Origin of the sequence: Rhizobium sp. PDO1-076 (assembly GCF_000247475.1) — a bacterium.
Lineage (GTDB): Bacteria > Pseudomonadota > Alphaproteobacteria > Rhizobiales > Rhizobiaceae > Allorhizobium.
This window is the reverse complement of sequence record NZ_AHZC01000414.1, coordinates 1-22,697: the sequence shown is the minus strand read 5'-3', so window position 1 is coordinate 22,697 and position 22,697 is coordinate 1. Positions and strand designations below refer to the sequence as shown.

At 60.2% G+C, this 22,697-nt stretch carries 22 protein-coding genes and 2 pseudogenes; 2 read left to right on the top strand and 22 right to left on the bottom strand.

What is annotated here, in order from left to right; translation table 11 throughout:
* Positions 1 to 379: 379 nt before the first annotated feature.
* On the bottom strand, positions 380 to 1,642 hold the full coding sequence (locus PDO_RS23050) for a type II toxin-antitoxin system HipA family toxin (RefSeq protein WP_007607506.1): 1,263 nt from the start codon (positions 1,640 to 1,642) through the stop codon (positions 380 to 382).
* On the bottom strand, positions 1,639 to 1,866 hold the full coding sequence (locus PDO_RS23045; RefSeq protein WP_007607505.1) for a helix-turn-helix domain-containing protein: 228 nt from the start codon (positions 1,864 to 1,866) through the stop codon (positions 1,639 to 1,641). The genes PDO_RS23050 and PDO_RS23045 overlap by 4 nt, the downstream gene beginning before the upstream one ends.
* A gap of 266 nt (positions 1,867 to 2,132) precedes the next feature.
* On the opposite strand from PDO_RS23045, the gene PDO_RS23040 reads away from it, so the two are divergent.
* Positions 2,133 to 4,481, top strand: a complete 2,349-nt coding sequence (locus PDO_RS23040) for a hypothetical protein (RefSeq protein ID WP_007607504.1) — start codon at positions 2,133 to 2,135, stop codon at positions 4,479 to 4,481.
* Positions 4,482 to 4,631: 150 nt separating this feature from the next.
* On the opposite strand, the gene PDO_RS23035 is transcribed toward PDO_RS23040, so the two are convergent.
* The 10 genes and pseudogenes from PDO_RS23035 to PDO_RS22995 form a co-directional block, all read right to left on the bottom strand.
* Positions 4,632 to 5,663 carry an L-idonate 5-dehydrogenase gene (locus PDO_RS23035; RefSeq protein WP_007607503.1) on the bottom strand — a complete coding sequence of 344 codons (1,032 nt, stop codon included), beginning with the start codon at positions 5,661 to 5,663 and terminating at the stop codon, positions 4,632 to 4,634.
* 10 nt (positions 5,664 to 5,673) lie between these two features.
* Positions 5,674 to 6,621: a 2-hydroxyacid dehydrogenase gene (locus PDO_RS29215; RefSeq protein WP_037075217.1), complete on the bottom strand. Its 948-nt coding sequence runs from the start codon at positions 6,619 to 6,621 to the stop codon at positions 5,674 to 5,676.
* A 72-nt stretch (positions 6,622 to 6,693) separates the two neighbouring features.
* Positions 6,694 to 7,134: pseudogene (locus PDO_RS29210) on the bottom strand (gluconokinase); the annotation flags it as partial.
* A gap of 31 nt (positions 7,135 to 7,165) precedes the next feature.
* Positions 7,166 to 7,933, bottom strand: coding sequence for an SDR family oxidoreductase (locus tag PDO_RS23025; protein ID WP_007607501.1), 768 nt, complete (start codon positions 7,931 to 7,933; stop codon positions 7,166 to 7,168).
* Between the two features lie 58 nt (positions 7,934 to 7,991).
* Positions 7,992 to 8,666 carry a 4-carboxy-4-hydroxy-2-oxoadipate aldolase/oxaloacetate decarboxylase gene (locus PDO_RS23020; RefSeq protein ID WP_007607500.1) on the bottom strand — a complete coding sequence of 225 codons (675 nt, stop codon included), beginning with the start codon at positions 8,664 to 8,666 and terminating at the stop codon, positions 7,992 to 7,994.
* Between the two features lie 101 nt (positions 8,667 to 8,767).
* Complete coding sequence (locus tag PDO_RS23015; protein WP_007607492.1) at positions 8,768 to 9,604, bottom strand: ABC transporter substrate-binding protein; 837 nt, start codon at positions 9,602 to 9,604, stop codon at positions 8,768 to 8,770.
* Between the two features lie 49 nt (positions 9,605 to 9,653).
* Complete coding sequence (locus PDO_RS23010) at positions 9,654 to 10,421, bottom strand: amino acid ABC transporter ATP-binding protein (protein ID WP_007607490.1); 768 nt, start codon at positions 10,419 to 10,421, stop codon at positions 9,654 to 9,656.
* A complete protein-coding gene (locus PDO_RS23005) occupies positions 10,418 to 11,176 on the bottom strand; it encodes an amino acid ABC transporter permease (RefSeq protein WP_007607489.1) in 759 nt (252 codons plus the stop codon). Before PDO_RS23005 ends, PDO_RS23010 begins: the two co-directional genes overlap by 4 nt.
* Positions 11,173 to 11,880, bottom strand: a complete 708-nt coding sequence (locus PDO_RS23000; RefSeq protein ID WP_007607488.1) for an amino acid ABC transporter permease — start codon at positions 11,878 to 11,880, stop codon at positions 11,173 to 11,175. The genes PDO_RS23005 and PDO_RS23000 overlap by 4 nt, the downstream gene beginning before the upstream one ends.
* A complete protein-coding gene (locus PDO_RS22995) occupies positions 11,877 to 12,659 on the bottom strand; it encodes an SDR family oxidoreductase (protein ID WP_007607482.1) in 783 nt (260 codons plus the stop codon). Before PDO_RS22995 ends, PDO_RS23000 begins: the two co-directional genes overlap by 4 nt.
* A 203-nt stretch (positions 12,660 to 12,862) precedes the next feature.
* Here PDO_RS22995 and nac point away from each other — a divergent pair, with 203 nt between their 5' ends.
* The gene (gene nac, locus PDO_RS22990) at positions 12,863 to 13,768 is read left to right on the top strand and encodes a nitrogen assimilation transcriptional regulator NAC (RefSeq protein ID WP_007607480.1); all 906 of its coding nucleotides are present in this window, start codon (positions 12,863 to 12,865) and stop codon (positions 13,766 to 13,768) included.
* 20 nt (positions 13,769 to 13,788) lie between these two features.
* Here the strand turns inward: nac and PDO_RS22985 are convergent, their stop codons facing one another.
* The 10 genes and pseudogenes from PDO_RS22985 to PDO_RS22945 form a co-directional block, all read right to left on the bottom strand.
* The gene (locus PDO_RS22985; RefSeq protein WP_007607478.1) at positions 13,789 to 14,994 is read right to left on the bottom strand and encodes a pyridoxal phosphate-dependent aminotransferase; all 1,206 of its coding nucleotides are present in this window, start codon (positions 14,992 to 14,994) and stop codon (positions 13,789 to 13,791) included.
* Positions 14,995 to 15,054: 60 nt separating this feature from the next.
* Positions 15,055 to 15,822 (bottom strand): 5-oxoprolinase subunit PxpA, encoded by a 768-nt coding sequence (locus PDO_RS22980; protein WP_007607476.1) that lies wholly within the window; start codon positions 15,820 to 15,822, stop codon positions 15,055 to 15,057.
* A 34-nt stretch (positions 15,823 to 15,856) separates the two neighbouring features.
* Positions 15,857 to 16,852, bottom strand: a complete 996-nt coding sequence (locus PDO_RS22975; RefSeq protein WP_007607474.1) for a 5-oxoprolinase subunit C family protein — start codon at positions 16,850 to 16,852, stop codon at positions 15,857 to 15,859.
* Complete coding sequence (gene pxpB, locus PDO_RS22970) at positions 16,849 to 17,556, bottom strand: 5-oxoprolinase subunit PxpB (RefSeq protein ID WP_007607472.1); 708 nt, start codon at positions 17,554 to 17,556, stop codon at positions 16,849 to 16,851. Before pxpB ends, PDO_RS22975 begins: the two co-directional genes overlap by 4 nt.
* A complete protein-coding gene (locus PDO_RS22965; protein WP_007607471.1) occupies positions 17,553 to 17,960 on the bottom strand; it encodes a hypothetical protein in 408 nt (135 codons plus the stop codon). Before PDO_RS22965 ends, pxpB begins: the two co-directional genes overlap by 4 nt.
* The gene (gene accC, locus PDO_RS22960) at positions 17,957 to 19,348 is read right to left on the bottom strand and encodes an acetyl-CoA carboxylase biotin carboxylase subunit (protein WP_007607469.1); all 1,392 of its coding nucleotides are present in this window, start codon (positions 19,346 to 19,348) and stop codon (positions 17,957 to 17,959) included. Before accC ends, PDO_RS22965 begins: the two co-directional genes overlap by 4 nt.
* A complete protein-coding gene (locus PDO_RS22955; protein ID WP_007607467.1) occupies positions 19,348 to 19,773 on the bottom strand; it encodes an acetyl-CoA carboxylase biotin carboxyl carrier protein in 426 nt (141 codons plus the stop codon). Before PDO_RS22955 ends, accC begins: the two co-directional genes overlap by 1 nt.
* Positions 19,774 to 20,450: 677 nt before the next feature.
* Positions 20,451 to 20,516: pseudogene (locus tag PDO_RS28105) on the bottom strand (transposase); the annotation flags it as partial.
* Between the two features lie 339 nt (positions 20,517 to 20,855).
* On the bottom strand, positions 20,856 to 21,851 hold the full coding sequence (gene iolG, locus PDO_RS22950) for an inositol 2-dehydrogenase (RefSeq protein WP_007607462.1): 996 nt from the start codon (positions 21,849 to 21,851) through the stop codon (positions 20,856 to 20,858).
* Between the two features lie 23 nt (positions 21,852 to 21,874).
* Positions 21,875 to 22,669, bottom strand: a complete 795-nt coding sequence (locus PDO_RS22945; protein ID WP_007607456.1) for a 3-methyl-2-oxobutanoate hydroxymethyltransferase — start codon at positions 22,667 to 22,669, stop codon at positions 21,875 to 21,877.
* Positions 22,670 to 22,697: the final 28 nt, after the last annotated feature.

Sequence of the window (22,697 nt, the reverse complement as noted above, 5' to 3'; positions counted from 1 at the left end):
AAACGCGTCCGGGGTGGTGCGGGCGCAGGCGAACGCCGAGCCACGGCCCGGATGCTTTGCCCGAAGGGCTTGGTCTTGACGGAGGACGGGGCTGCAAGCCCCCAAACAGACGGCAGAAAAATGGCAAGGCTCCGAAATGAGCCGTGCTCAGCAAAAGGGCCGCAAAAGCGGCCCGTCAAACGCAAGAGATGGAAGCCTGATGGCCGAGACTATGGGCTCGGTTCACGACAGCACGGTCCGCAGGATGCGTCTCGTTACAAGACGCAGACCATTCTGGGCAGGTTGTCCCGCGTTATGGGAATTTCATGGAAGACCCCGCGCAACACACCTCGGCCTTGATCCGAGGGACAGACCGCCACATGCTGCCGACCACTCAGGGCTAAGACGCCTGTTCCGTTACTCTCCGCAGCGATCCAGCCCGACTTGAGATGACTTTGCGAATTCCGCTTAGGATAGGATGCCTGATCCCCTCGTCGGCCAACTCTGCAACGAGGGCATCGGCCTCAATCACAATCCTTTCCGCCATTTGGGCAAGGTCGCGAACAAGGATGCGCTGAGAAGATTTGGTTTCAGGCACAAGTGTCGTCCAATGATTCAGCTGGATCGTGTCGGGCACATCGCGGCCACCAATCTTCATGGCGAGCCTCTTTGACAAGCGGGGATAGACGGCCGTGCAAACGACATCATAGATCGGTGCCAGATCCGGTGTATCGGAGCCGTAAAGCAGGGCGTAGTTCTTGCCATGGGCATCGGCATTGCCGACGAGATAGTGGAAGATCAGCATGCGGATGAACTGCAACCGATCCGCGACAGGTCTCGCGCAGGCCTGGTCGATCAGCCCGAGAGACCGTTCGGTTCCCGGACCGCCCTCAGCCTCGTACTTCAGCTCCGGCGGTACGCTAAGGGCCTGGCAAAAGTCTTCCTGGTGCAGGCGCTCAATGATGCCGTCTGCAGCCTTCGTCCGATCATAACGCTCAACCAGGAGAAAGGCAGTCGCCCCGTCTAGGCGTATCTCGACATGGGGTACCGGCAGCTTGAGGCGGGCAGCCAGCCGCATACAAAAATACTCGTTCTCCACTGTGCCTTCCAGCGCCTGGATGACCGGCTTCAAGATATGGGTAGTTGGTCGACCATCTCTCGCCAAGGCAATGGAATTTCCATCGACAATGACCGCCAGTTTATCCTGCGCGCCGGCGAGCGACAGACGAATGCCCTCGTCTCCACCAAGCAAAGGCCTTGTCCGCAGCCTGCTGAGAATTTCATCCAGACGTTCTGGAGTAAGAATTTCCGCTTGGGACTGCCCGGAAGGTTCTGGCGCCGTGCCGGCCGGGTAGAGTGACAGGGCACCTGCGCATTCGCCGCCGATCACTTCCAGCAGACCGAAGGCGTTGCCTGCCGAAAGGCCCAGCGCACCAGCAAGACGTTGCCGAGCGCCCTCGTCCGGCAAGAGCCCGGAGAAAAAGGGGCGCACCACCTGATCACCAAAGGGTTCTTCTTGCAGGGGCATCGAGAACGAGATCGCCCGCGATCGTTGGTCCAGGAGATACGGGCCATCATAGGCAAAAGTCAGCAGGCCGTCGTCAAGCCGGCCGAGTACGCCCGCCTTGGTCTCGCGAAAATAGACGTCTAATACGCGGGTCATGATCGCAAACTCTGGCGACGCCCGACCGACACAATAAGGCCAAGACCGGCCAAGACTTGCATCGCACGGCCAATCTGGCAGCTCTCTTTGCCGGCCTCGAGTTCACGCAGAAAACGTACGCCCACACCAATCACCCCAGCGAGTTGCTCCTGGGTTAACCCTTGCTGTTTGCGCTCCTGACGGATCAGAATGCCGAGGCTTTTCGTATCTGATATCTTTTCCATAATCACCCCTATCGGGACGATTATATCACCAGACGGCACAAAGGGAAGTCAAAAGAACCGATCGGGACTATTTAACAAAGTCACTTGCGTTAAAGCACCGAAATAGACCCGTTCGGGATGAATGAAGCCAGCGCTATAATGCGATTGAAATCTGGGGACCAGCCCTGGAACCGAATGCTTGCAGCGGCCGAAAAACCATTTGTTAAATGTCCGCTCCTATTTCCGCCCGCCCTCGGCACCGGTGCCGAGAGAATTGGAATAAGGACATGGCAAAACACGATCGTTCATCTCATCACTTCCAACAAAAAATCTCGGATTTCTGCGACGTGCGCATTGCGCCAGTCGCCTCAAAGCGGGTGTTGGAAAACATTCGGCCCTATCTCATTCGTCTTGTCATCCACCGCCGGCCCCCACCGATCGTCAATGGCCGTATGGACTGGACGGCCATTGGCGACGCATGCGGGATTGAAGGCGAAATGACAGCGGAGTTGAAGAAGCAGCTGCGTCCAGGTTTGGACGCGATTATCCGCTGGCTTGGAGCGCCACCTGTCGCCGAGGACATCCTGTCGACAAAACCACGTGCGAAATCGAAGAATACCGCTCCGCGCAAGTCCGACACAACCACGCGTTCCAGGCCGCGACAGATCCTCTCCGACAAGACCCCGGCGCCATCTTCGTCAATGCCAAGGGGGCCACAACCGAAACCGATTAGTCCGTTTCCTGAACCATTGTTCGAAGCAACCGATGATCCGGCCAGCTTTCACGATGCACTCGTGTATCAAATGCGCCGGTTTGGCGAGAGCTACTGGCAGCTTTACCGCGCCGTCGTTCGCTTGGGCGAGACTTTCGATGACAAGACCCTGCTGTCATGGCTTCAAGGCGAGCGCGTGCCGCGATCTCTGACGAGCTTCGAGATCCTGTCCCGCATCGAACGGCGTTATCGACTGGTGCAAGGCTATTTCAAGGCCAAGTTGCCGCACCAATCCCGCTCCCTTTACGGTCATGATATGGGTGACATCAGCGCTGCGGAACGGCGGCGCCTTGCGTGGCATCTTCCGGACGATTTCAGCAGCCTGCCGTTCGCCAAGAGGGAGGAAATCATCGAATGGGTGCGCAGGGTCATCATCTCGGGCTCGACTGACTATCGTCGCTACCAGGCGGCGGCGACCAAACAACGTTATGCAATACGGTTTCCGGGGATCACCTATGGCGGAGGAGCTCTGTCCCCACGATCGCAATTCAATTCAGTCGACACGAGCCACAATGCGGAAGCCTTTGAAGACCCTGACCTCCTGTCTGGCGTCGTCGATGCGCCGCCGCGGCTGGCTATGGAGATGGCCGATCTGATCCGCTTCAAGACATCGACGCTGACGGCGATCGGATTTCAACGCAACGGGGTATGGGGTGAGGAAACAGCATCGCAGAAGGTCGAGCATCTCGGGCTGATGTTCGGGGCGCTCGCCGCATCGCCCGCCGGGATAGTCAAAGGGCGCGGCGTGCCGCTCAGCCAACTGACCTTTGGCCTGCTGATCTTCCCAGGTGTGTGGGATTGGTACCTGCAATGGCGAGAGCAGCGGCGTGGCTTCTATACCAAGTGGGAAGAAGACATGCTGATGGTCGCCCAAGCTCTTACCCGGGCAGAGGTGGGCTGGATCCGCCAGCATCCGGAGCTCCTGAAGAAGGTTCAGCCAATCGAAGGGCTGATCGCGCAGGAGGAGATTGAGTTTGCGACGCGCGACTGGCACGGCGCATGCGATGCATTCCACCGGCACGCCGCCAATCGCTCGAAGGAAATCCAGCGGGTCATGCGTGTCCATCGCGACCCCTTCGAGCCGATCATGGTGGTCCTTGAAGCAGACAGCCCACTGTTGGAATACCGCAAGATCACAGATGAGATCCTGAAGCGCATGCCGGATGAAGATCGTTATCCTCGAGCAGCAGCCGAAGCGGTTCGCTCTTTCCTTTTGCTTCGCTTGGGTCTTCATCTTGGGCTTCGACAAAAGAACCTTCGCCAGCTTCGCCTGTGCCCGCGCGGGCATTTTCCGACATCTGAGCGACGGCTGGAAGACATGAAATGCGGTGAACTGCGCTGGAGCGATCGGGAGAACGGATGGGAGGTCCTCATCCCGTCGGTCGCCTTCAAGAACTCAGCCTCATCCTTCTTCGGACAAAAGCCGTTCCGGCTAATCCTGCCGGATCTGCTCGACCTCTACAAATATCTTGAGGCCTATATCGATCGCCATCGCGGTGTGCTGCTCGGGCCAGCGAAGGATCCCGGCACCCTGTTCGTCAAGACGGTGAAGACGACCAGCCTGGACGCGGCATACGATTCCACCAAATTCTATGAAGCCTGGCGAACCGTGATCCAACGCTATGGCATTTACAACCCCTATACCGGCCGCGGAGCTATCAAGGGATTACTGCCGCACGGACCGCATAACCTTCGGGATATTCTGGCAACGCATATCCTCAAGCAAACCGGATCATACGAGCAGGCCAGCTACGCCATTCAGGACACGCCGGATGTCGTTCAGCAGCACTACGGTCGCTTCCTACCGCAGGACAAAGCTGCACTTGCGGCGAAGATCCTCAATCAGGTTTGGGAAGCTGCATAGTCGCTCGGATAAATCGCTGATCCACATCGTCCAGGCAGATGGGAAAACAATCTCCCAATCCGCCTGGACTTCAGTCGTCTTCGCCTTGACTGGATATGAACCTGTGACTGTGTAGTTTCGCTGCTGAGCGTATGCCGGCCACTCAACTATCTAGAAGGAAAGCTGCACTTTCATGGACCGTGTCCTGTCCCCGGCTGTTTCGAAGGCCGCGACGGCATCCTCGAGCGGAAACACGCCCGTCAGCAACGGCTTCAGGTCCACCCTGCGGTGATTGATAAGATCGACGGCCAGGGCAAACTCCTCATGGAACCGGAACGTGCCCTTCATCTCGATCTCTTTGGCGACAACCATGTTTTGCGGGATGGCGACGTCACCGCCGAGGCCGAGTTGGACAAGCACCGAACGCGGCTTGAGCACGTCCAGACCTGAGCGGACGGCCCGCTCGTTTCCGGACGCCTCGAACTGCATGTCGAAATGGCCCTTGTTCGCCGCATAGGCCTGGAGTTGCTCCGGATTGGCGGCGACATTGATGACGCGGTCGGCACCGACCTCAAGCGCCTTGTCGAGAACCGCATCCATCATGTCGGTAGCTACGATCTCGCGGGCACCATGGGCGCGGGCAGCGATGATGGCCAGAGCGCCGATCGGGCCGCAGCCGGTGACCAGCACCCGTTTGCCGATCAGTGAACCGGCACGAGCCACCGCATGCAGCGTCACCGCGAACGGTTCGGCCATGGCGGCCTCGTGGATCGAGACACCTTCTGCCACCGTATGACACTGCCACTGCTCGGCCACGAGCCGCTGGCGGAAGGCGCCCTGGATATGCGGCATTGGCATGGCACTGCCGTAGAAGCGCATATTCAGGCAATGGTTCTGCTGGCCGGCAAGGCAATAGTCGCAGGCGCTGCAGGGACGACTCGGTGAAACCGCAACTCGGTCGCCGACCGCAAGTGTCGAGACACCCGCGCCCAGAGCCCTCACCGTTCCGGCCACTTCATGACCGAGGATCATCGGCTCGCGCAGCCGCACGGCGCCGAAGCCACCGTGATTGTAGTAGTGTAAATCGGAGCCGCAAATTCCGCCCGCCTCGATTGCCACCTCGACCTGGCCGGGCTCGAGTGCTTCGACGTCCCTCTCTTCGATCCTCAGATCCCTGGCGGCGTGAATGACAACGGCTTTCATGGACATGACCTCAAACGACTGCAGTGAGAAGGGATGCGCCGGCAAAATGTGCGGCAAGATTGTCGCGAACGAGTTTGCCCATCGCCTTGCGGGTTTCGATCGTGCCCGACGCGTGATGCGGCTGCAGCAGCACGTTGTCGAGCGCCAGAAACCGCGGATTGAGCTTTGGCTCGCCTTCGAACACGTCAAGTGCCGCCGATCCCAGCAAGCCGGTCTCCAACGCTGCGAGCAAGGCCTCCTCGTCAATATTGGACGCGCGCGAGATGTTGATCAGCATGCCGTCTGGACCAAGCGCTGCGATCACGTCGCTCGAGACGATATGGCGGGTGACGTCAGATGCCGCCAGCGTGACGAACAGGAAATCGGCATAGTCTGCCAGCGCGACGGGATCGGCGATGAAAGTCATGCCGTCCGCGTAAGGTTTGGCGGACACATCGCTATAGGCGATGTCCATATCGAAGCCCTTGAGCCGCTTGGCCACTTCGAAACCGATACGTCCGAGACCGAGCACGCCGGCCTTGCGCCCCCAGATCCGGCGCTTCAGGGGATAGAGCCCCTTGGCCGCCCAGCTTCCGTCCTGCACCCAGCGCTCGGCGCCGATCATACCGCGCGACAGGCACAGCATCATGGCCACGCCGAGATCGGCCACGTCATTGGTCAGCACATCGGGCGTATTGGTGACACGGATGCCACGCGCGCGGCAGGCCGCAAGATCGACGGCATCATAGCCGACACCATAGACCGAGACGATCTCCAGCTTCGGCAGCTTACCGATCAGATCCGCCGAAGCACCGAGTTCACCGCGGGTGGCAATCGCCCTGACAGTGGCTCCGTTGCGGTCGAGGAAAGCTTCGCGATCGGCTGCCTCATAGAGCTTGTGCACCACATAACGCTCTTCGAGATCGACCAGATCCCAATCCGGATAGGGGCCTGTCATCAGAATTTCTGGCTTGCTCATCGTGTCCTCCACATATCTGTCAGTTTGCTCAGTGCCGGCCCTTCGGGCGGACATGCAGGTCATGGCCATGTCGACGATGGCCTCCAGCGGCTGGTTGATGTCTATGCTGATCACGTCTGCCTCTGCCACCGGCGGCTCCAGCGCGGCCAACTGGCTGTCGAGCAATGAAAGCGGCATATAATGGTCGGTGCGCTCCGCCATGCGTGCGGTCAGCAGGGCCCTTTCTCCGCGCAGGAAGACAAAGGTCACCGGTCGGCCGGCAAGCCGCCGCAACCGATCCCGATAGGCCCGCTTCAAGGCCGAGCAGGAGATGACGATATCGCCGGCTGCGCCCAGCTCCTGTCCAAGTGCATCCAGCCACGGCCAGCGATCATCGTCGTCAAGCGCCAGACCGATGCGCATCTTGCCGACATTGGCGGGCGGATGAAGGCTATCGCCCTCCAGGAACCGACAGTTCAAGAGATGCGACAGCCGCGCAGCGACCAAACTCTTGCCGCAACCGCAGACGCCCATCACGACGATCGGATCAAACGGATCCTTCCCGTCAGAGGCTGGTGGTGATGCCGCCATCAACATAGAGCGTGTGTCCGTTGACAAAAGAGGAAGCCCGGCTCGACAGGAAGACCGCAGCCCCGACCAGTTCGTCGACATTGCCCCAACGGGCAGCGGGCGTGCGCTTCTCGAGCCATGAGGAGAACTCCGCACTCTCGACCAGTGCCTGGTTGAGCGGCGTCTTGAAATAGCCGGGCGCCAGCGCGTTGATCTGCAGGCCGTACTTGGCCCAGTCGGCGCACATGCCGCGGGTGAGGTTCTTCACGGCACCCTTGCTCGCCGTGTAGGGTGCGATGCCGGGACGCGCAAGTTCGCTCTGCACCGAGGCAATATTGACGATTTTGCCCCGCCCGCGGTCGATCAAGTGCCGTGCTACCGCCTGCCCGACGTAAAACACGCTGGAGACATTGGTCTTCAGCAGCTGTTCCCAGCGATCGACGGGAAACGCCTCCAGCGGCGTGCGGAACTGCATGCCGGCATTGTTGATCAGGATGTCGATTGGCCCGACAGTCTGCTCGATCGTGTCGACGCCGCGCTTCACCGCATCGGCATCGGTCACGTCGAAATCGCTGACCGCGACCGCATGGCCCGCCTGCCGCAAACTGTTAGCCGCAGCCGCAAGCTTGCTGCCGTCGCGGCCATTCAGAACGACGGATGCTCCGTGTTCGGCAAGCCCCTGTGCAAGAGCAAACCCGATCCCCTGCGACGAACCCGTCACCAAGGCACGATGACCGGAAAGATCAAAAAGTGGGAAGGTCATGAAAACCTCCTTGCGATATGAGAAAACCCTGACTCAATTCGGAAGCGGCGGACCGCATTCAGATATCGACGACCAGGCCCTTGGCTTTTAGAACCGCTTCGAGACTGCTGACCTCGATCACCGATTTGCCCTGCTTGTAGGCTTCGATAAAGCCGGCCTCGGCATCTTCCCTGGCCTGCGAAAGCTTGGCCGCATCCTGGGCGTCTTCGCGACGCACGACCACCAGTCCGTCGGCATCGCCGACGATGATGTCACCGGGATGGATGGTTTCTCCGCCGACGATGATGGAGTCGTTCACCGCAGCGATGGTTTCCTTTACGGTCCCCTTGATGCAGACGCTGAGCGAAAAGACCGGGAAGCCGAGGTCACGTAGTTGCAGCGTATCGCGCACGCCGGTATCGGTCACCAAACCACCGATGCCTTTGGCAAGGCAGGCATTGGCGAGCACATCGCCGAAGGATCCGGCTTCTTCGTATTCGCCAGCCGACACGACGATGATATCGCCGGGCTTGGCATAGTTGATGGCAAGCTGAAGCATGATGTTGTCGCGCGGGGCGCATTTGACCGTGAAGGCCGGGCCACACAGCTTCATGCGGTAGTCCACGGGCTTCAGGCGCGAGGATAGCGCGCCGAGACGCCCCTGGGCTTCATGGATCGTTGCCGGCGAGAATTTGGCAAGGGCGTCGATATCGGCCTGGGCTGGCCGTTCGGCGATGTCTTTAATGTGGATCACTGGATTCCTCCCACGGTTGGACCGGCGGCGGGCACGCCCCGCCGCCTTCTGTCACCATTGTTTTTCAGTTGAGCTGCCGGCGGGGCTGAAGCCCTGCGGTCTTAGGGGATCGGGTCGAACTTCAGTTCGGAGAGCGGCACGACCTTGTCGGTGCGTGTCATCTTGTATTCGGTGTCCGGGCCAAGCCACTTGTCCCAGATCTTGTTGATTTCGCCTGACGTGTCCAGCTTACGCAGTACTTCGTTGATCTTCGCAGTCAGGGCCGGATTGTCCTTGGCCATGCCGATGCCGATCGGCTGGAACAGCATCGGATCCTGGATCATCCGCATTTCCTTGCCCTTGGTCTTGGATTCGTTGACGAACTTAGTCGTCGTCATGGTATTGGCCACCATTCCGCGCGCCTTGCCCTGCTGTACGGCGAGATAGGCAGACGCGGTATCCTGGAAGGTCAGGGGCTCGGACTTGTTGAGCTTGATCGACATTTCCGAGGTCGAACCCTTGGTCGAGGCGATGCGCTGGCCCTCGTAGTCGGACTTCTTCTGGCCGGCGTCGTCGGCTGGAACGATCAGCATTTCTTTCGCCAGATAATAGGGATCGCTGAACTGGATCTGCTCTGCGCGGTTCAGCGTGTAAGCGAGGTTCGCGACCGTGATATCAACACGACCGAGCTTGACCTCCGGCACACGGGCTTCGACCGAGACGGGCTTCACTTCAGCCTTGACGCCGAGTTCGGCGGCGATCGCATTGCACAGATCAACGTCGAAGCCAGCCATTTCGCGGGTTGTCGGATCGGGCGACGCGAAGGGAGGCACGTCGGCAAACGTGGCGCAACGCAACGTCTTGGACGACATGATCGTGTCGAGCTGATCCGCCTTGGCCGGTGAGATGGCCGATGCGCCGGCCAGCACTGCCGTAAGCGTGAGTGATTTCCAGTTCATTGCTGTTCTCCGTTATTTTGGTTTTGGTTTCGGTTTGAGGTTGCGGATGTCAGTGGCGCAGGTCGGCGAGGAACCGCTGTGCACGGGGGTGACGGGGCGCCTTGAAGAACTCTTCCGGCGGGGCCGTCTCGATAATTTCACCCGCATCGATGAACCAGATCCGGTCAGCAACGTCGCGGGCGAAGCCCATTTCGTGAGTGACGCACAGCATCGTCATGCCATCGGCTGCAAGGCTTTTCATGACCGCCAGGACCTCTCCGACCATCTCGGGGTCGAGCGCGCTAGTCGGTTCGTCGAACAGCATGACCGGCGGCTCCATGGCGAGCGCACGTGCGATCGCTACCCGCTGCTGCTGTCCACCGGAGAGTTGGGCTGGATAGGCATTCGCCTTGTCTGCAAGCCCTACTCGATCAAGCAGCTTCAACGCCTTGTCGTGGGCCTCCGCGGGAGCAACGCCTTTCACCCGGATGGGCGACATCGAAACATTCTCGACAACGGACAGATGCGGGAAAAGATTGAAGTTCTGGAACACAAAGCCAATGCGGCTGCGCAGAAGATTGAGTTCCTTGGTCCGCATCGGAGCGTGGATATTCTGGCCGTCGAAGCTGATCACGCCGCTGCTGATCTCTTCCAGGCGATTGATGGTTCGGATCAGCGTCGATTTTCCCGACCCCGACGGGCCGCAGATCACCACCACCTCGCCGCGGGCAACCTCGGCGTCGATATTCTTCAGAACAGGATGATCCCCGTAGCTCTTGTAGACATTTGCAATTCGAATAGCCGGGGGCTGTTGGGCTGATGTGTCTGACAGGGTCATGGCTGCTCCGATACGATTTTGGACATTGCCAGCGACACCGGCTTTGCGCGATCCGTCAAGCCGGCCCGCCGGCGTGTGATCCGGCGCTCGATGACGTTGGCGACATGCGTCAGGCTCCAGCAGATTGCGTAGTAGACGACGGCGAGGATGAGGAAGACCTGGAATGGTTGGGTCAGCAGCTGATTGTTGACCTGGCTTGCCGCAAACGTGAGATCCGGCACATTGATGACATAGCCGAGCGTCGTGTCCTTGATCGTCGAGACGAAGGTTGAGATGATGCTCGGGATCATGTTGTAGAGCGCCTGCGGCAGGATGACGAACCGCATGGCCCCGAGATAACTGTGGCCGAGTGCTTTGGCCGCCTCCATCTGGCCGTGACCCAGCGCCACGATACCGCCGCGAACCACCTCGCTGAGGAAGGCGCCCTGATAGACCACAAGCGTCGTCAGCATCGTCACGAAGCTCGGAACGTCTGCCCCAGTCCAAAGCGGCACGAGGAAATAGCTCCAGAGGATGAGCATCAGCAAAGGTACACCGCGTGTGACATAAACCAATGCTGTGACCGGCCAGCGCAACAGCCGCCATTTCGATAGGCGCGCCAGGGCAAACAGGATGCTGACCGGAAAGGCCAGCGCGATGCTGAACGCAGACAGGATGAGCGTGTTGGCCAGGCCGCCGAGCGGGCCGTTGGGATACTGCCCGATCAGAAGCAGAAGCCAGTAGTCGCTGATGATCGCCGTGATGTCGCTGATCATGCGCGTACCCTCCAGGCGGGATCAGCGCGCAATGACATATAGGCGCCCGTACCCATGATGAGAAGGGAGATGAAGAGGTACAGAACCGTGCCGATGAGGTAGATTTCAAAGGTTCGAAAGCTAAGGTTTTCGATCTCTTTGACGGCATGCGTCAGTTCAGGCGCGCCAATGACGATTGCGAGACTGCTGTTCTTGAACAGGGAGACGCTATGATTGATGAGCGGCGGCAAGGCATTGCGTACCCCCTGCGGCATGATTACGAAACGCATTGCCGAGAGATAGCCGTGTCCGAGCGCCTTGGCCGCCTCCATCTGTCCGGGGCTCACCGAGCGCAGCCCAGACCGCAGGTCCTCGCTGAAATATGCCGCCTGGCACAAGCCGAGGCCGACGACGGCAAAGATCGTTTCGGCATTATGCTCCACCAGCCAGGACGTCAACCAATCGGGCAGGAGTGTAAATATGCCGAAATACCACAGCATCAGTTGCACGAGTGTCGGGACGTTGCGGTGATAGGAGACATAGGCGGCAACAAATCTGTCGCCAAAACGGAACGGCGAGAAACGTATGCCGAGCAGGGTAAAAGCCAGCGTCATCGCCAGCATCCATGAGCCGAAAAAGATCACGAACGTCATTTCGATGCCATGCAGCAGCATCTGGACATAGTCCGGGTCAGACAGGATGGCTGACAGATCAAATCCGGTCACGGCCGCTGCTCCTCGCCATTCACACCGCCCGCCGGAGCCGGCTGCGGCCGGGCCGTCTGCAGGCCGCCCATGACCTGCAGCGTCGGCGTGATCTCCATGTGCCCGATATTCATCGACACCGGTGCAGCGATAGCAAAGGCGATCGCTTCGGCAATGTCGGCAGCCTGTGGAAGTTCGAAACCGTCGATGAAGCGCTCGCGAATGCTGGGATCGTTGCCGTGAACATGATTGAAGATATCGGTCGCCACGCGCCCGGGGCAGATTTCCGTGACGCGCACACGTTTGCCAAAGGCGTCGAGACGCAGCTGGTTTGACAACATGGCGACGCCGGCCTTGACGGCATGATAGGTCGAATTGCCGCCGAAATTATAGTTCCCAGCGATCGAGGAAATGTTGATGACGTGACCTCGATCCCGCGCCACCATGCCCGGCACGATCAGGCGGCAGATATGCAGCACGGCGCGCAAATTGACGTCCACGAGCAGGTCGATATCTCTTTCATCGGCTTCGAGGAATTTCTTTGGCCGATCGACGCCAGCATTGTTGACGAGAATGTCGAACTGAACGCGACCGGCGAGTTCGGCAATTGCTGCGCGATCCGTGACGTCGATCACGTGGGGAATGCAACCGGTATGCGCGGCGAGTTGCTGAAGGGCATCATCACTGCGCGCGATGGCGTGAACTTCGATATTCTCTCGACGAAACCGCTCCACGACGGCAGCGCCAATACCGGAGGATGCGCCGGTCACCAATGCGGTCTTGTAATCAGAGAAAGGCATTCTGATCCCCTTGTTGTTGCCTAAGACACTAGCGAAGCTTTAATTCCTTGCCTAAGACCGATTATCTCTGGAGCAATAAGCAACTTGTATGGAGGCGCAAAAACCCTGTCTTCCAAGACTTGGGTTACCCGACGGATCACGTTGCAAAAGGGTCTTGCGTCTGCAAACATGCGCCTGCGCAGATCAACCAACATATGGTCCCAATGGACATCAGACGTCTCAAATCATTCATCGTCATTGTCGACAGCGGCAGCATAACGCGGGCTGCCGATCTGCTGCATATCGCCCAGCCGGCGCTCAGCCAGCAACTGGCCGCGCTGGAAGAGCATTTCGGCCACAAGCTTCTGATCCGCAGCCAGCAAGGCGTCAGCATGACGGATGCAGGCCATTCGGTTTACCGCCATGCCCAGATCATCCTGCGCCAGATGGACCAGGCGCAAGCGGATGCCTCCGCTGCTGGAAACTCACTGGCCGGGCGCGTTTCTGTCGGGCTTGTGCCGTTCAGCAGTGCCGCAACCTTGTCCGTCGAGCTGCTGGCCGAAACACGCCGTCGTCATCCCGGCATCCTGCTGCATCTCACCGAAAGCGTCGGCCAGACCTATAGCCAGATGATCATGAACGGCCGGTTGGAAATGGCCCTTATCCATGGCAATGGACCGATCAAGGGTGTCCGGTTCGATCCGATCCTGAGCGAAGAATTCTATCTGGTTGCCCATCGCGACTTCGGGATCGAAGCAGACGGCAAGCCGGTACCCCTGGCGGCGCTGGACGGCATGCCACTTCTGCTGCCGCCGGCTTACAATTTCGTCCGTCGTGCAGTTGATACCGCTTTCACCCGGACGCGCAATAATATGAAGGTCGTGGCAGAGGTCGAGATCGTCCGGACGCTTGCCCGGGCGGTTGCCGCCGGTCTTGGCGCCACCATCATGCCGAAGGCTATTGCCGACCGTATTGTGACGGAAACCAGCGAGCCGCTGATTTGCCGGATCATCTCCCCGCGGATCGAGGAGACGCTATCGCTGTGCGTCTCCGATCAGAACCCGCTATCGGAACCGGCGCTTGCGGTCAGGGACATTCTTGTCGAGCTGACCGAAGGACTGAAAAACTAAGGGACGCCACTGTTGAAAGTTCAGTGCATGTCCTTGCAGAACTGGGCGATACGGGCGCAGCCCTCGTTCAACATCTCCATGCTGGTGGCATAGGAAATGCGGAAATAGGGGCTCATGCCATAGGCGGCACCCTGGACGGTGGCAACATGGTGCTCATCGACAAGCGCCATGACGAAATCCACATCGGTGTCGATCTTGCGCCCGCCCTTGCTGGTCTTGCCGATCAGGCCCGACATGTTGGGATAAAGGTAGAAGGCACCTTCCGGCTTGTGGCAGCGCAGGCCTTCCACTTGCGAAAGCTTTTCGATGACGAAATCGCGCCGCTCCCGGTAGATCGCCGCGCGCTCCTTGAGCAGGTCTTGCGGGCCGTCGAGCGCGGCGATGGCGGCAGCCTGGGTCAGCGTCGCCGTGCCGCCGCTGTTCTGGCCGTTAACGTTGCTGATGGCAGCCATCAGTTCCCTGGAGCCGCTGGCGCAGAAACCAAGCCGCCAACCGGTCATGGCATAGGCCTTGGAAACACCGTTCATGGTCAGCACGCGGTCGTAGAGCCGAGATTCGACCTCCGCAATCGTGCAGAACTCGAAATCATCATAGACCAGATGTTCGTAGATATCGTCCGTCAGGATCAGCACATGGGGATGGCGCAGCATCACTTCCGCAATCGCGGCCATTTCGGCGCGAGAACACGCGGCCCCCGTCGGATTGTTGGGGAAGTTCAGAAACAGCCATTTGGTCCGCGGCGTGATCGCGGCCTCCAGATCCTCAGGGCGCAACTTGAAGCCTGCCTGCTCGTAGCAAGGAACGGGCACCGGCACGCCGCCAGCGAATTTGACGATATCGGCATAGCTGACCCAGGATGGCGTGGGGATCACGACCTCGTCGCCGGGATTGCAGGTGGCGAGCATCGCATTGAAGATCACCTGCTTGCCGCCGCCCGATACGACGATCTGGCTGGCGTCATAGTCAAGGTTGTTGTCACGCTTGAACTTTCGGCTGATCGCCGCCTTGAGCGCCGCCGTGCCGTCCATCGGCGGATACTTGGTGTCGCCCTTCAGCGCCGCCGCATGAGCCGCCTCAATCGCATGGGCCGGCGTCGGAAAATCCGGCTCCCCGGAAGACAGGCTGACAACCTTGATCCCCTGGGCAGCCAGTTCCCTGGCGCGCTGGGTCATGGCCGCCGAAGCGGAGATGGAAACATTCTTTAGACGGTCGGCTGTGACGGACATCAGCGTGATCTTTCGATGGTAGATTGCAATGAGTTCGCCCAGAGGGCGACCGAGTTTGTTTCAGCGGGCGAGTTCGCTGGCCGGTGAGAGAGTAGCGCCAGCCGCTTCGATCTCGCTGCGAACGAGGCGCGCAAGCTCCAGCGCGCCGGGCGTGTCGCTGTGGACGAGAATGGAGCGCGCCGGCATGGCGATGACGCTTCCGTCGATCGCCTCGACGGCTCCGTCGACAAGGAAGCGGCGCACGCGCGTGCGCACCGAGGTTTCATCCTTGACCAGCGCGCCCGGCAAACCGCGGGCAACGAGCGTTCCGCTGGCATCATAGGCGCGGTCGGCGAGGAACAGCGCCAGCGTCTTTAGCCCTGCCCGTTTCGCTGCCTTTTCAATCCCGCTGCCCGCAGTGACGAAAACGACAAGCTTGGGATCGACGGCAGCGATGGCATCCATCATCAGGTCGGCAAGGGCGGGATCGCGGTTGACCATATTGCCCATGGCCGCATGGAAGCTGAAATGCCCCACTTCCACGCCCTCGCTCCGGGCAATCGCGATCAGGGCGCCAAGCTGGTAGAGCATCTGCTGGCGCAACTCATCCGGCTGGAACGGCATTTCGCGACGGCCGAAGCCCATGCGGTCCGGCAGGCCCGGATGCGCGCCGATACCGACGCCGTTCTCCTTCGCCAGTCGCACCATGCGCGCCATTGTATCGGGATCGCCGCCATGGAAGCCGCAAGCGATGTTGGCCGACGACACGATTTTCATCATCGCCTCGTCATCGCACAAACGGTAAGGACCAAATCCTTCGCCCATATCGGAATTCAGATCGATCTTCATCGCTTCCTCCTTGTGACCCGCCGCGACCCGCGCGCTAGGCCATCGCCTTCAATGCGCGTTTGACCATCTGGGATGTGGCCCTGACAACCTCGACATACTGGGCGACGGCCTGCTCCACTGCGCGTGCTTCTGCATGGGTTGAACGCACGAACCGGATACGGCTGCCGATCCGGGCTTGGCCAAGCCGCCACAGGTCGCATTCGATGACGCCGGCAATCTTCGGATAGCCGCCGGCCGTGTTGGCATCGCTCATCTGCACGATCGGTTCGCCACCGGGCGGAACCTGGATCACGCCCGGCACGACGCCGTGGGAGCGCATCTCGACGCTTTCCATCGGCATGATTGGGTCTCCCGACAGGCGGTAGCCGGTGCGGTCGCTACGCGACGAAATCCGCCAGGTCTGGCCCCAGAAAGCCATGCCGTCCTCGGCAAAAAGACCGTGTTCCCCAGCCGGCAAGGCGCGGATCAGCAAGGCACCATCGTCAGACTGCGGGACGAAATCCGCTAAAGCTGCGGTCGGTTCAACCGCCGCGAGACCCGAAGCCGGCACCGAAAGCATATCGGCGCCCTCCCCGATGGCGATGCGATCGCCCTTCTCCAGCGGCCGTCCGGCATGGCCGCCGAAGCCGCCACGCAGCGACGTGCTGCGCGAGCCCATGACCGACGGTACGTCCAAGCCGCCGGCGACGCAGACATAGGCACGCGCCAGTTTCGGCGGCTGCCGCAGTTCGAGAACCTGGCCGGCTTCGGCGCTATAGGCGCACCACGAAAGCAGTTCGACCCCATCCAGAAGAGGACTGCCATCCGTGCCGGAAACCGCGAATACGGTGCGCTGGTCGAAACGAAGGCGGATTGGAAAGGTCTGGATCTCCAGAACGGCCAGGCCCTCGTCATTGCCGACGAGACTGTTGCCGATCCGGACGGCCAGCGGGTCCATAGCGCCGCTGGAGGACACGCCGATATCGCGGTAGCCTGGGCGCCCGAGATCCTGCACAGTGTTGAAAGGACCGGTTTCGATGATCTCGATCATAGCTCGATCCTCTCCGGCACGAACCGCACCGAATCACCAGGCGCCATCATGGCCGGCGTCGGCGACAGCGGATCGAACATCTGCAACTCGGCGAAGCCGATAGAATTCCAGCCGTTTGGACCCGTCAGCATGGCGACGCCCGTCTGCATGCCGCCGATTGTCACGCAGCCCTTCGCCATCTTCAGTGATGGCACTGTCTTGCGCGGCATATAGAGCCGCGGATCGAGGCCATGCAAATAGCCGAAGCCCGGAGCGCTGCCGAGCGCAAAGACCCGGTAGGTCGCCTGGTGATGGATCCGCACCACCTCCCGGCCGGCGAGCCCCGAAAGGTCGCACAACGCCGCCAGATCCGTGGCGAACTCTCCGCCATAGTGGACGGGGATCTCAATGGTCTTACCGACGAGGTCGATACTCTGGGAAGAGTCCCATGCCGAAAGCAATCGACCAACAACCTCGTCCGGATCCTCCGGCATTTCCTTGAAGATGGCCAGCAGGTTGGTCATGCCCGGAATGATTTCGGCCAGATCCGCCCAGCCCTTCAGCGTCTGCGTCAAGGCCCAGATCCGGCGTTGCGCCGCCAGATCGAAGTCGCCCGGCGCCTCCAGCAGAAAGGATCTGGCACCGATCGACGAGATGCGGGCACGGCTCGTGCCAGCCGGAATGATCTCGTAGGGCAGATTATGTTTGTTCGGCGTGGCGGTCATTGTTGTGCCTCGATCTCGAACAAGGCGTCGCCAAAACCAACCAGCGCATCCGGCTGGGCGAGCCGTCTGGTCATAAGACCGGGTCGGCCGGCAGTCAGAGGGACTAGAACAGGGCCGATCCGAAGGAAGCCGAGCACCTCGGTGGCCGAGACCGGACGCGGTAGGTCTGCGACTATGTCCACCGAGCCGGGTCGCTGCAGACGGAAAATACCCGCCATCGGAGCCTTGATTGCAATGGTCGCAACGGACGTATCCACCGAAGTTCGTGTGCTTCCATCGGCGGAAACGACGATCCTGAGCTGTCCCGACGCGGCAGAGATTTCCACCCCATCGACACCGGCCGAGGTGAGCGCGTCGGTGAGAAAGGCGATGATCTCCGGATCGCTGAAATCAATCGTGCTCATGGTTTGCTCCGCTGCTTCAGCCATTGCTCCAGATAGTGGATGTCCGTCTCGCCGGTCGCAAAGGCGCTGTCCTCGAATAGGGCGCGCAGGAAGGGAATGTTTGTGGAAATGCCGTCGATGCGCGTATCGGCCAGCGCCTTGCGCATTTTCTCCATTGCCTGCGCCCGCGTCGGCGCATGGACGATCACCTTGGCGATCAGCGAGTCGTAGTAGGGCGACACCCTGTAACCCGCATGGATATGGGTATCGACGCGGATGCCTTCGCCTTGCGGCAGGCTAATGTCAGTGATCGTACCCACCGACGGCATGAAGCTCTCCGGATCCTCGGCATTGATGCGGCATTCAAAGGAGTGGCCTGCGCATTGCACATCCGCCTGGGTCATGATGAGAGAAATGCCCTGCGCCGCCTTGATCTGTTCCTGGACGATATCCAATCCGCTCGTCAATTCAGTGACCGGATGCTCGACCTGCAGCCGTGTGTTCATCTCGATGAAATAGAAGGCATCGTCCTCGTAGAGAAATTCGAAGGTCCCGACACCGCGATAGCCAATCTGCTGGCAGGCTTTTACGCAGGCGGCGCCCACTGGGCCGATTATCTCCGGCGCAATGCCGGGAGCCGGCGCTTCTTCGACGACCTTCTGATGACGCCGCTGCATAGAGCAGTCGCGATGGCCTAACCAAACCGCATTTCCGTGGCTGTCGCACAGAACCTGGATTTCGATATGGCGTGGATGCTGGAGGAATTTCTCCATGTAAAGAGCTGGCGAGCCAAATGCTTGCCGCGCTTCTTCTCGCGTCAGCGCAACGGCATCCTGCAGCAGTCCGGCCTCCGGCACGACGCGCATGCCGCGCCCACCGCCACCGCCGGAGGCCTTGATGATAACCGGATAGCCGATTTCAAGCGCGATCTGCTCAACCTTTGAAGGATCGTCGGGAAGCGCTGTGTCGGGACCGGGAACGCAAGGCACGCCGGCCTCGATCATCGCCTTCTTCGCCGAAATCTTGTCGCCCATCGTTGCCATCGATTTGGAATCAGGACCGATGAAAACGAGCCCCGCCTCTTCGACCGCTTGGGCAAATGCTGCATTCTCCGACAGGAAGCCATATCCCGGATGGATAGCCTCCGCCCCGGTGAGGCGGGCGGCCAGGAGAATTGCATCCTTGTTCAGGTAGCTCTTTGCCGCGCTGGAAGGACCGATGCAAAGAAAGCTATCGGCGGTTTTGCCATAGGGTGCCTCACGATCCGCCTCGGAGCACACGGCCACCGTTTTGAGACCAAGATCGCGGCACGCGCGCTGGATACGCTCGGCGATTTCGCCTCTGTTGGCGATCAGGACCTTATCGAACAGCATGCAGGATGCCGAGCTTGCAGCGAGCGGCGACGACATCACACGATCTCCGCCAGCACGTCGCCGGTCTCCACCTCGCCGCCGTCGATCTCGCTGATGCGGGCAATGCGTCCAGCGCGCGGCGCAGCGATCGTGTTGAACACCTTCATGGCTTCGATGACGAACAGCGTTTGGCCTTCGACCACCGCATCACCCAGCCTGACGAACGGCGCCTGCTCGGGCGCCGGCGAACGGTGTAGTATGCCAAAGACGGGGGCCTTAACTAGAAAAGAGCCAGCCTGCATGGCGATCTCAGCGTCGCCTGCTCCCGGGGCATGCGAGTTCCCAGAACCCGAAGCCGGCTCCGAACCGGGCTTGTCGGTCCGGAAAATTCGAACGGTCACGTCCTTTTCGGTCACCGCCAACTCGGTAACATTCGATCGTCCGACAAAATCGATCAAAGTTTTGATTTTCGACAAGTCCATAAGTGTGCCCGGTATTTCGGAATGACTGCACCGGCCGCGGACCACCGGGGACGGTTTCAATTGCCTTCTTCCGTAACACGAGCATACTCCTGATGGGGTCAGACGAACTTTTGATGGACTGGCTTTATCTGTGCTTCAACGCCCGAAAAATGCGGCGAACACCGACAAAAAAACTCTGGCCAGTTGCAGATCGCTAATTTTTTGAGGACCATCGGCTCCTCCTAGAGCCCTGCCGACTTTTCAAGCTCGTCTTTGGGGTAAGCGGTGGAGCCGATTGATGGCATGGCACCTGCGGCGTTGCCGCTATCTTCGAACCGTGTCTTGACCTTTGGTTTGTTCACGGCCTCCGTCGTGGTCACTCGTAGCTTTTCCCGGTTTTCGTCAGAAGGGCCCGCCGCTGCTGAGGGCCGGGTCCAGGATCTGGCCGAGAAGCATCGAACCCATTTAAACAACTGTTGGCACCGTGGTTTGGGCGATGCCACAAAACGAGCCATGTGTGTCTGGGGCTATCTGGCGGTTGACGCGGTCGCCACCAGCGTTTGAACACTTTAATGACGATCATGCTTCCGTCGCTCCACGGGCGAGGCAGTCAGCTATCGATCGGCTCATGGGCTGAACCGTCAGCAATCAGCATGGCAGTGTCTAGAATTCGCGGCACACGCGATACTGATCTTTCAGGAACTGCCGGCGAATAGCCCGTAGTGGCGGATGCCGTGGAAGCCTCGTGGCAGGACATGGTGCAGTAAGCCGCCGGAGTCTTCCTGGATACGCTGGTGAAGCGGTGTGGTCGGGGCATCCTGTGGAAAACTAGCCCTTGAACGGTTCCTCTCGTTGAAGAGACATCATGGCCTGGCCTGGCCTGGAAGCTTGGACAGTCACATCAACCTCACCGCGAGTGCGCTCTCGCAAAGCGGGTTTGGGTATTGAAGCGGAAAACGGTGAATTTCCCCCCGGGGATCGGGGATTCGCTCGTCCGACAACGGGTAGAGTTCGGTCTTCTGGGCCATTAACAGGCTAATGGCCCGCCAAAAGGCGGGACCGCAGACCTCCAATTTCGACCGGGGGCGCCTTGGCTAAAGCTCTCACCCCAGAATGACACGCCTTCCGGTCCGAACGCTCTCAAGGGCTGCATCTGCCAGTTCGAGAGCGAGGAGACCATCTTCGCCACTGGGCGAGATCTGAGCACCGCTTTCAATTGCTGCAATGAAGCCAGCGATCTCATTGGCATAGGCTTCGGTGTATCTGGTCATGAAGAAGTCGTGGAGCGGCGGGCGAGTGTAGCCCTCGGCGGTAGCGACCTCGATTGAGATCGGGCGCTGGTTTTCCGCAGAGGCCGAGCCTTTCGAGCCATGCACTTCTATGCGCTGGTCATAGCCGTAGGTGGCGCGACGGGAATTGGAGATTACCGCCTGGCGACCCGCTGCCGTTTCGAGGATGACGGTCACGCTGTCAAAGTCGCCGGCGGCCCCGATCTCTGGATCAACAAGGACAGCGGCGTGGGCGGAAACGGACGAGATCGCCTCGCCGTCGAGCAAGAACCGAGCCATGTCGAAATCGTGGATCGTCATGTCGCGGAAGATCCCGCCGGAGCGGGCAATGTAATCCAGCGGCGGCGGTCCCGGATCGCGTGAGGTGATGGTGATCATCTCAACTTTGCCGATACGGCCGTCATCGATCGCCTGCTTGACTGCCATAAAATGCGGATCAAAGCGGCGGTTGAAGCCGACCATCAGCTTGGCGCCCGTCTGCTTGACGACCTCGATGCAGGACCTGACACGCGCCACATCCAGGTCAACGGGCTTTTCGCAGAAGATCGCCTTTCCTGCCCGGGCGAAGCGTTCGATCAGGTCGGCATGGGTATCCGTCGGCGTGCAGATGATCACAGCGTGGATATCGTGTGCAGCTTCGATCTCGTCGATCGTGCGAACCTCGGCGCCGTATTGGGCAGCGATCGACTGGGCTGCTGCCGGAGAAGCATCGGCCACGGCGGAGAGCCGCGCATCGGGGTTGTTGCTCACAGCCTTGGCGTGGACGCGGCCGATCCGGCCCGCGCCGAGTAGGGAGAAATTCACTATCATCGTCTTATCTCCTATCGGCTCGGTCAGCCGTTGATCATGGTTGTGAAGCGGGCAAGCTGGTCGGCTGGCAGACCGACATTGTGTCGGTCTGCGGGATAGGCGCCGCTTTCGACGTCCTGGCGGAATTCGCGGAAGGCGGCGATCCGCTCTTGCTGAAGGCGGTCATACTCGGCCGCAAAGTTGCGGTAGGTCTTGGCGTGGCGGGGAACGTGGCCACGGGTCTGACCGAGCACGTCGTCAGCAAAGAGGTATTGCGCGTCACAGCCGGCGCCTGCGCCCATGGAAATCATGAAGAGGGAGGTCTTCGCACTGATGAGCGCGGCGACCTCAGCCGGGACAACTTCGATCTCTGCGGCGAAAGCACCAGCCTCTTCCAGCGCTTGCACCGCCATCCAGATGGACAGGGCGCTGTCGGCCGTCTTGCCGACGGCCTTGAAGCCGCCGGTCCAGGTTGCCTTGGAGGGGATGAGGCCGACATGGCTGCAGACCGGGATCCCCTCGTCGCGCAGCCTGCGGATAATGCCGAGACTTGCAGCGCAATAGACGGCGTCGCCACCTGCCCGCATCGCCTGGAAGGCGGCCCGGAGATAGTCTTCCGCGGTGACGAAGTCACCGTATTCCAGGCCCGGGACGGCAAACACGGTGGGGGCCGCTTCGCGGAAGGCGGGACCCAGCAAGGCCGGGGGGACGGAGACCATTTCGATGCCGGCTTTCTCGGCGGCTTCTGCCTCCTCGAGTGTGACGACACGCAGCATGCTCAGTTGCCGCTTGCCCTTGAGCGCCAGGATATCGGCGACGGTGGGACGGTTGGATTTCATCGGATCTTCCTCTGGCGCCTGGCGCCTA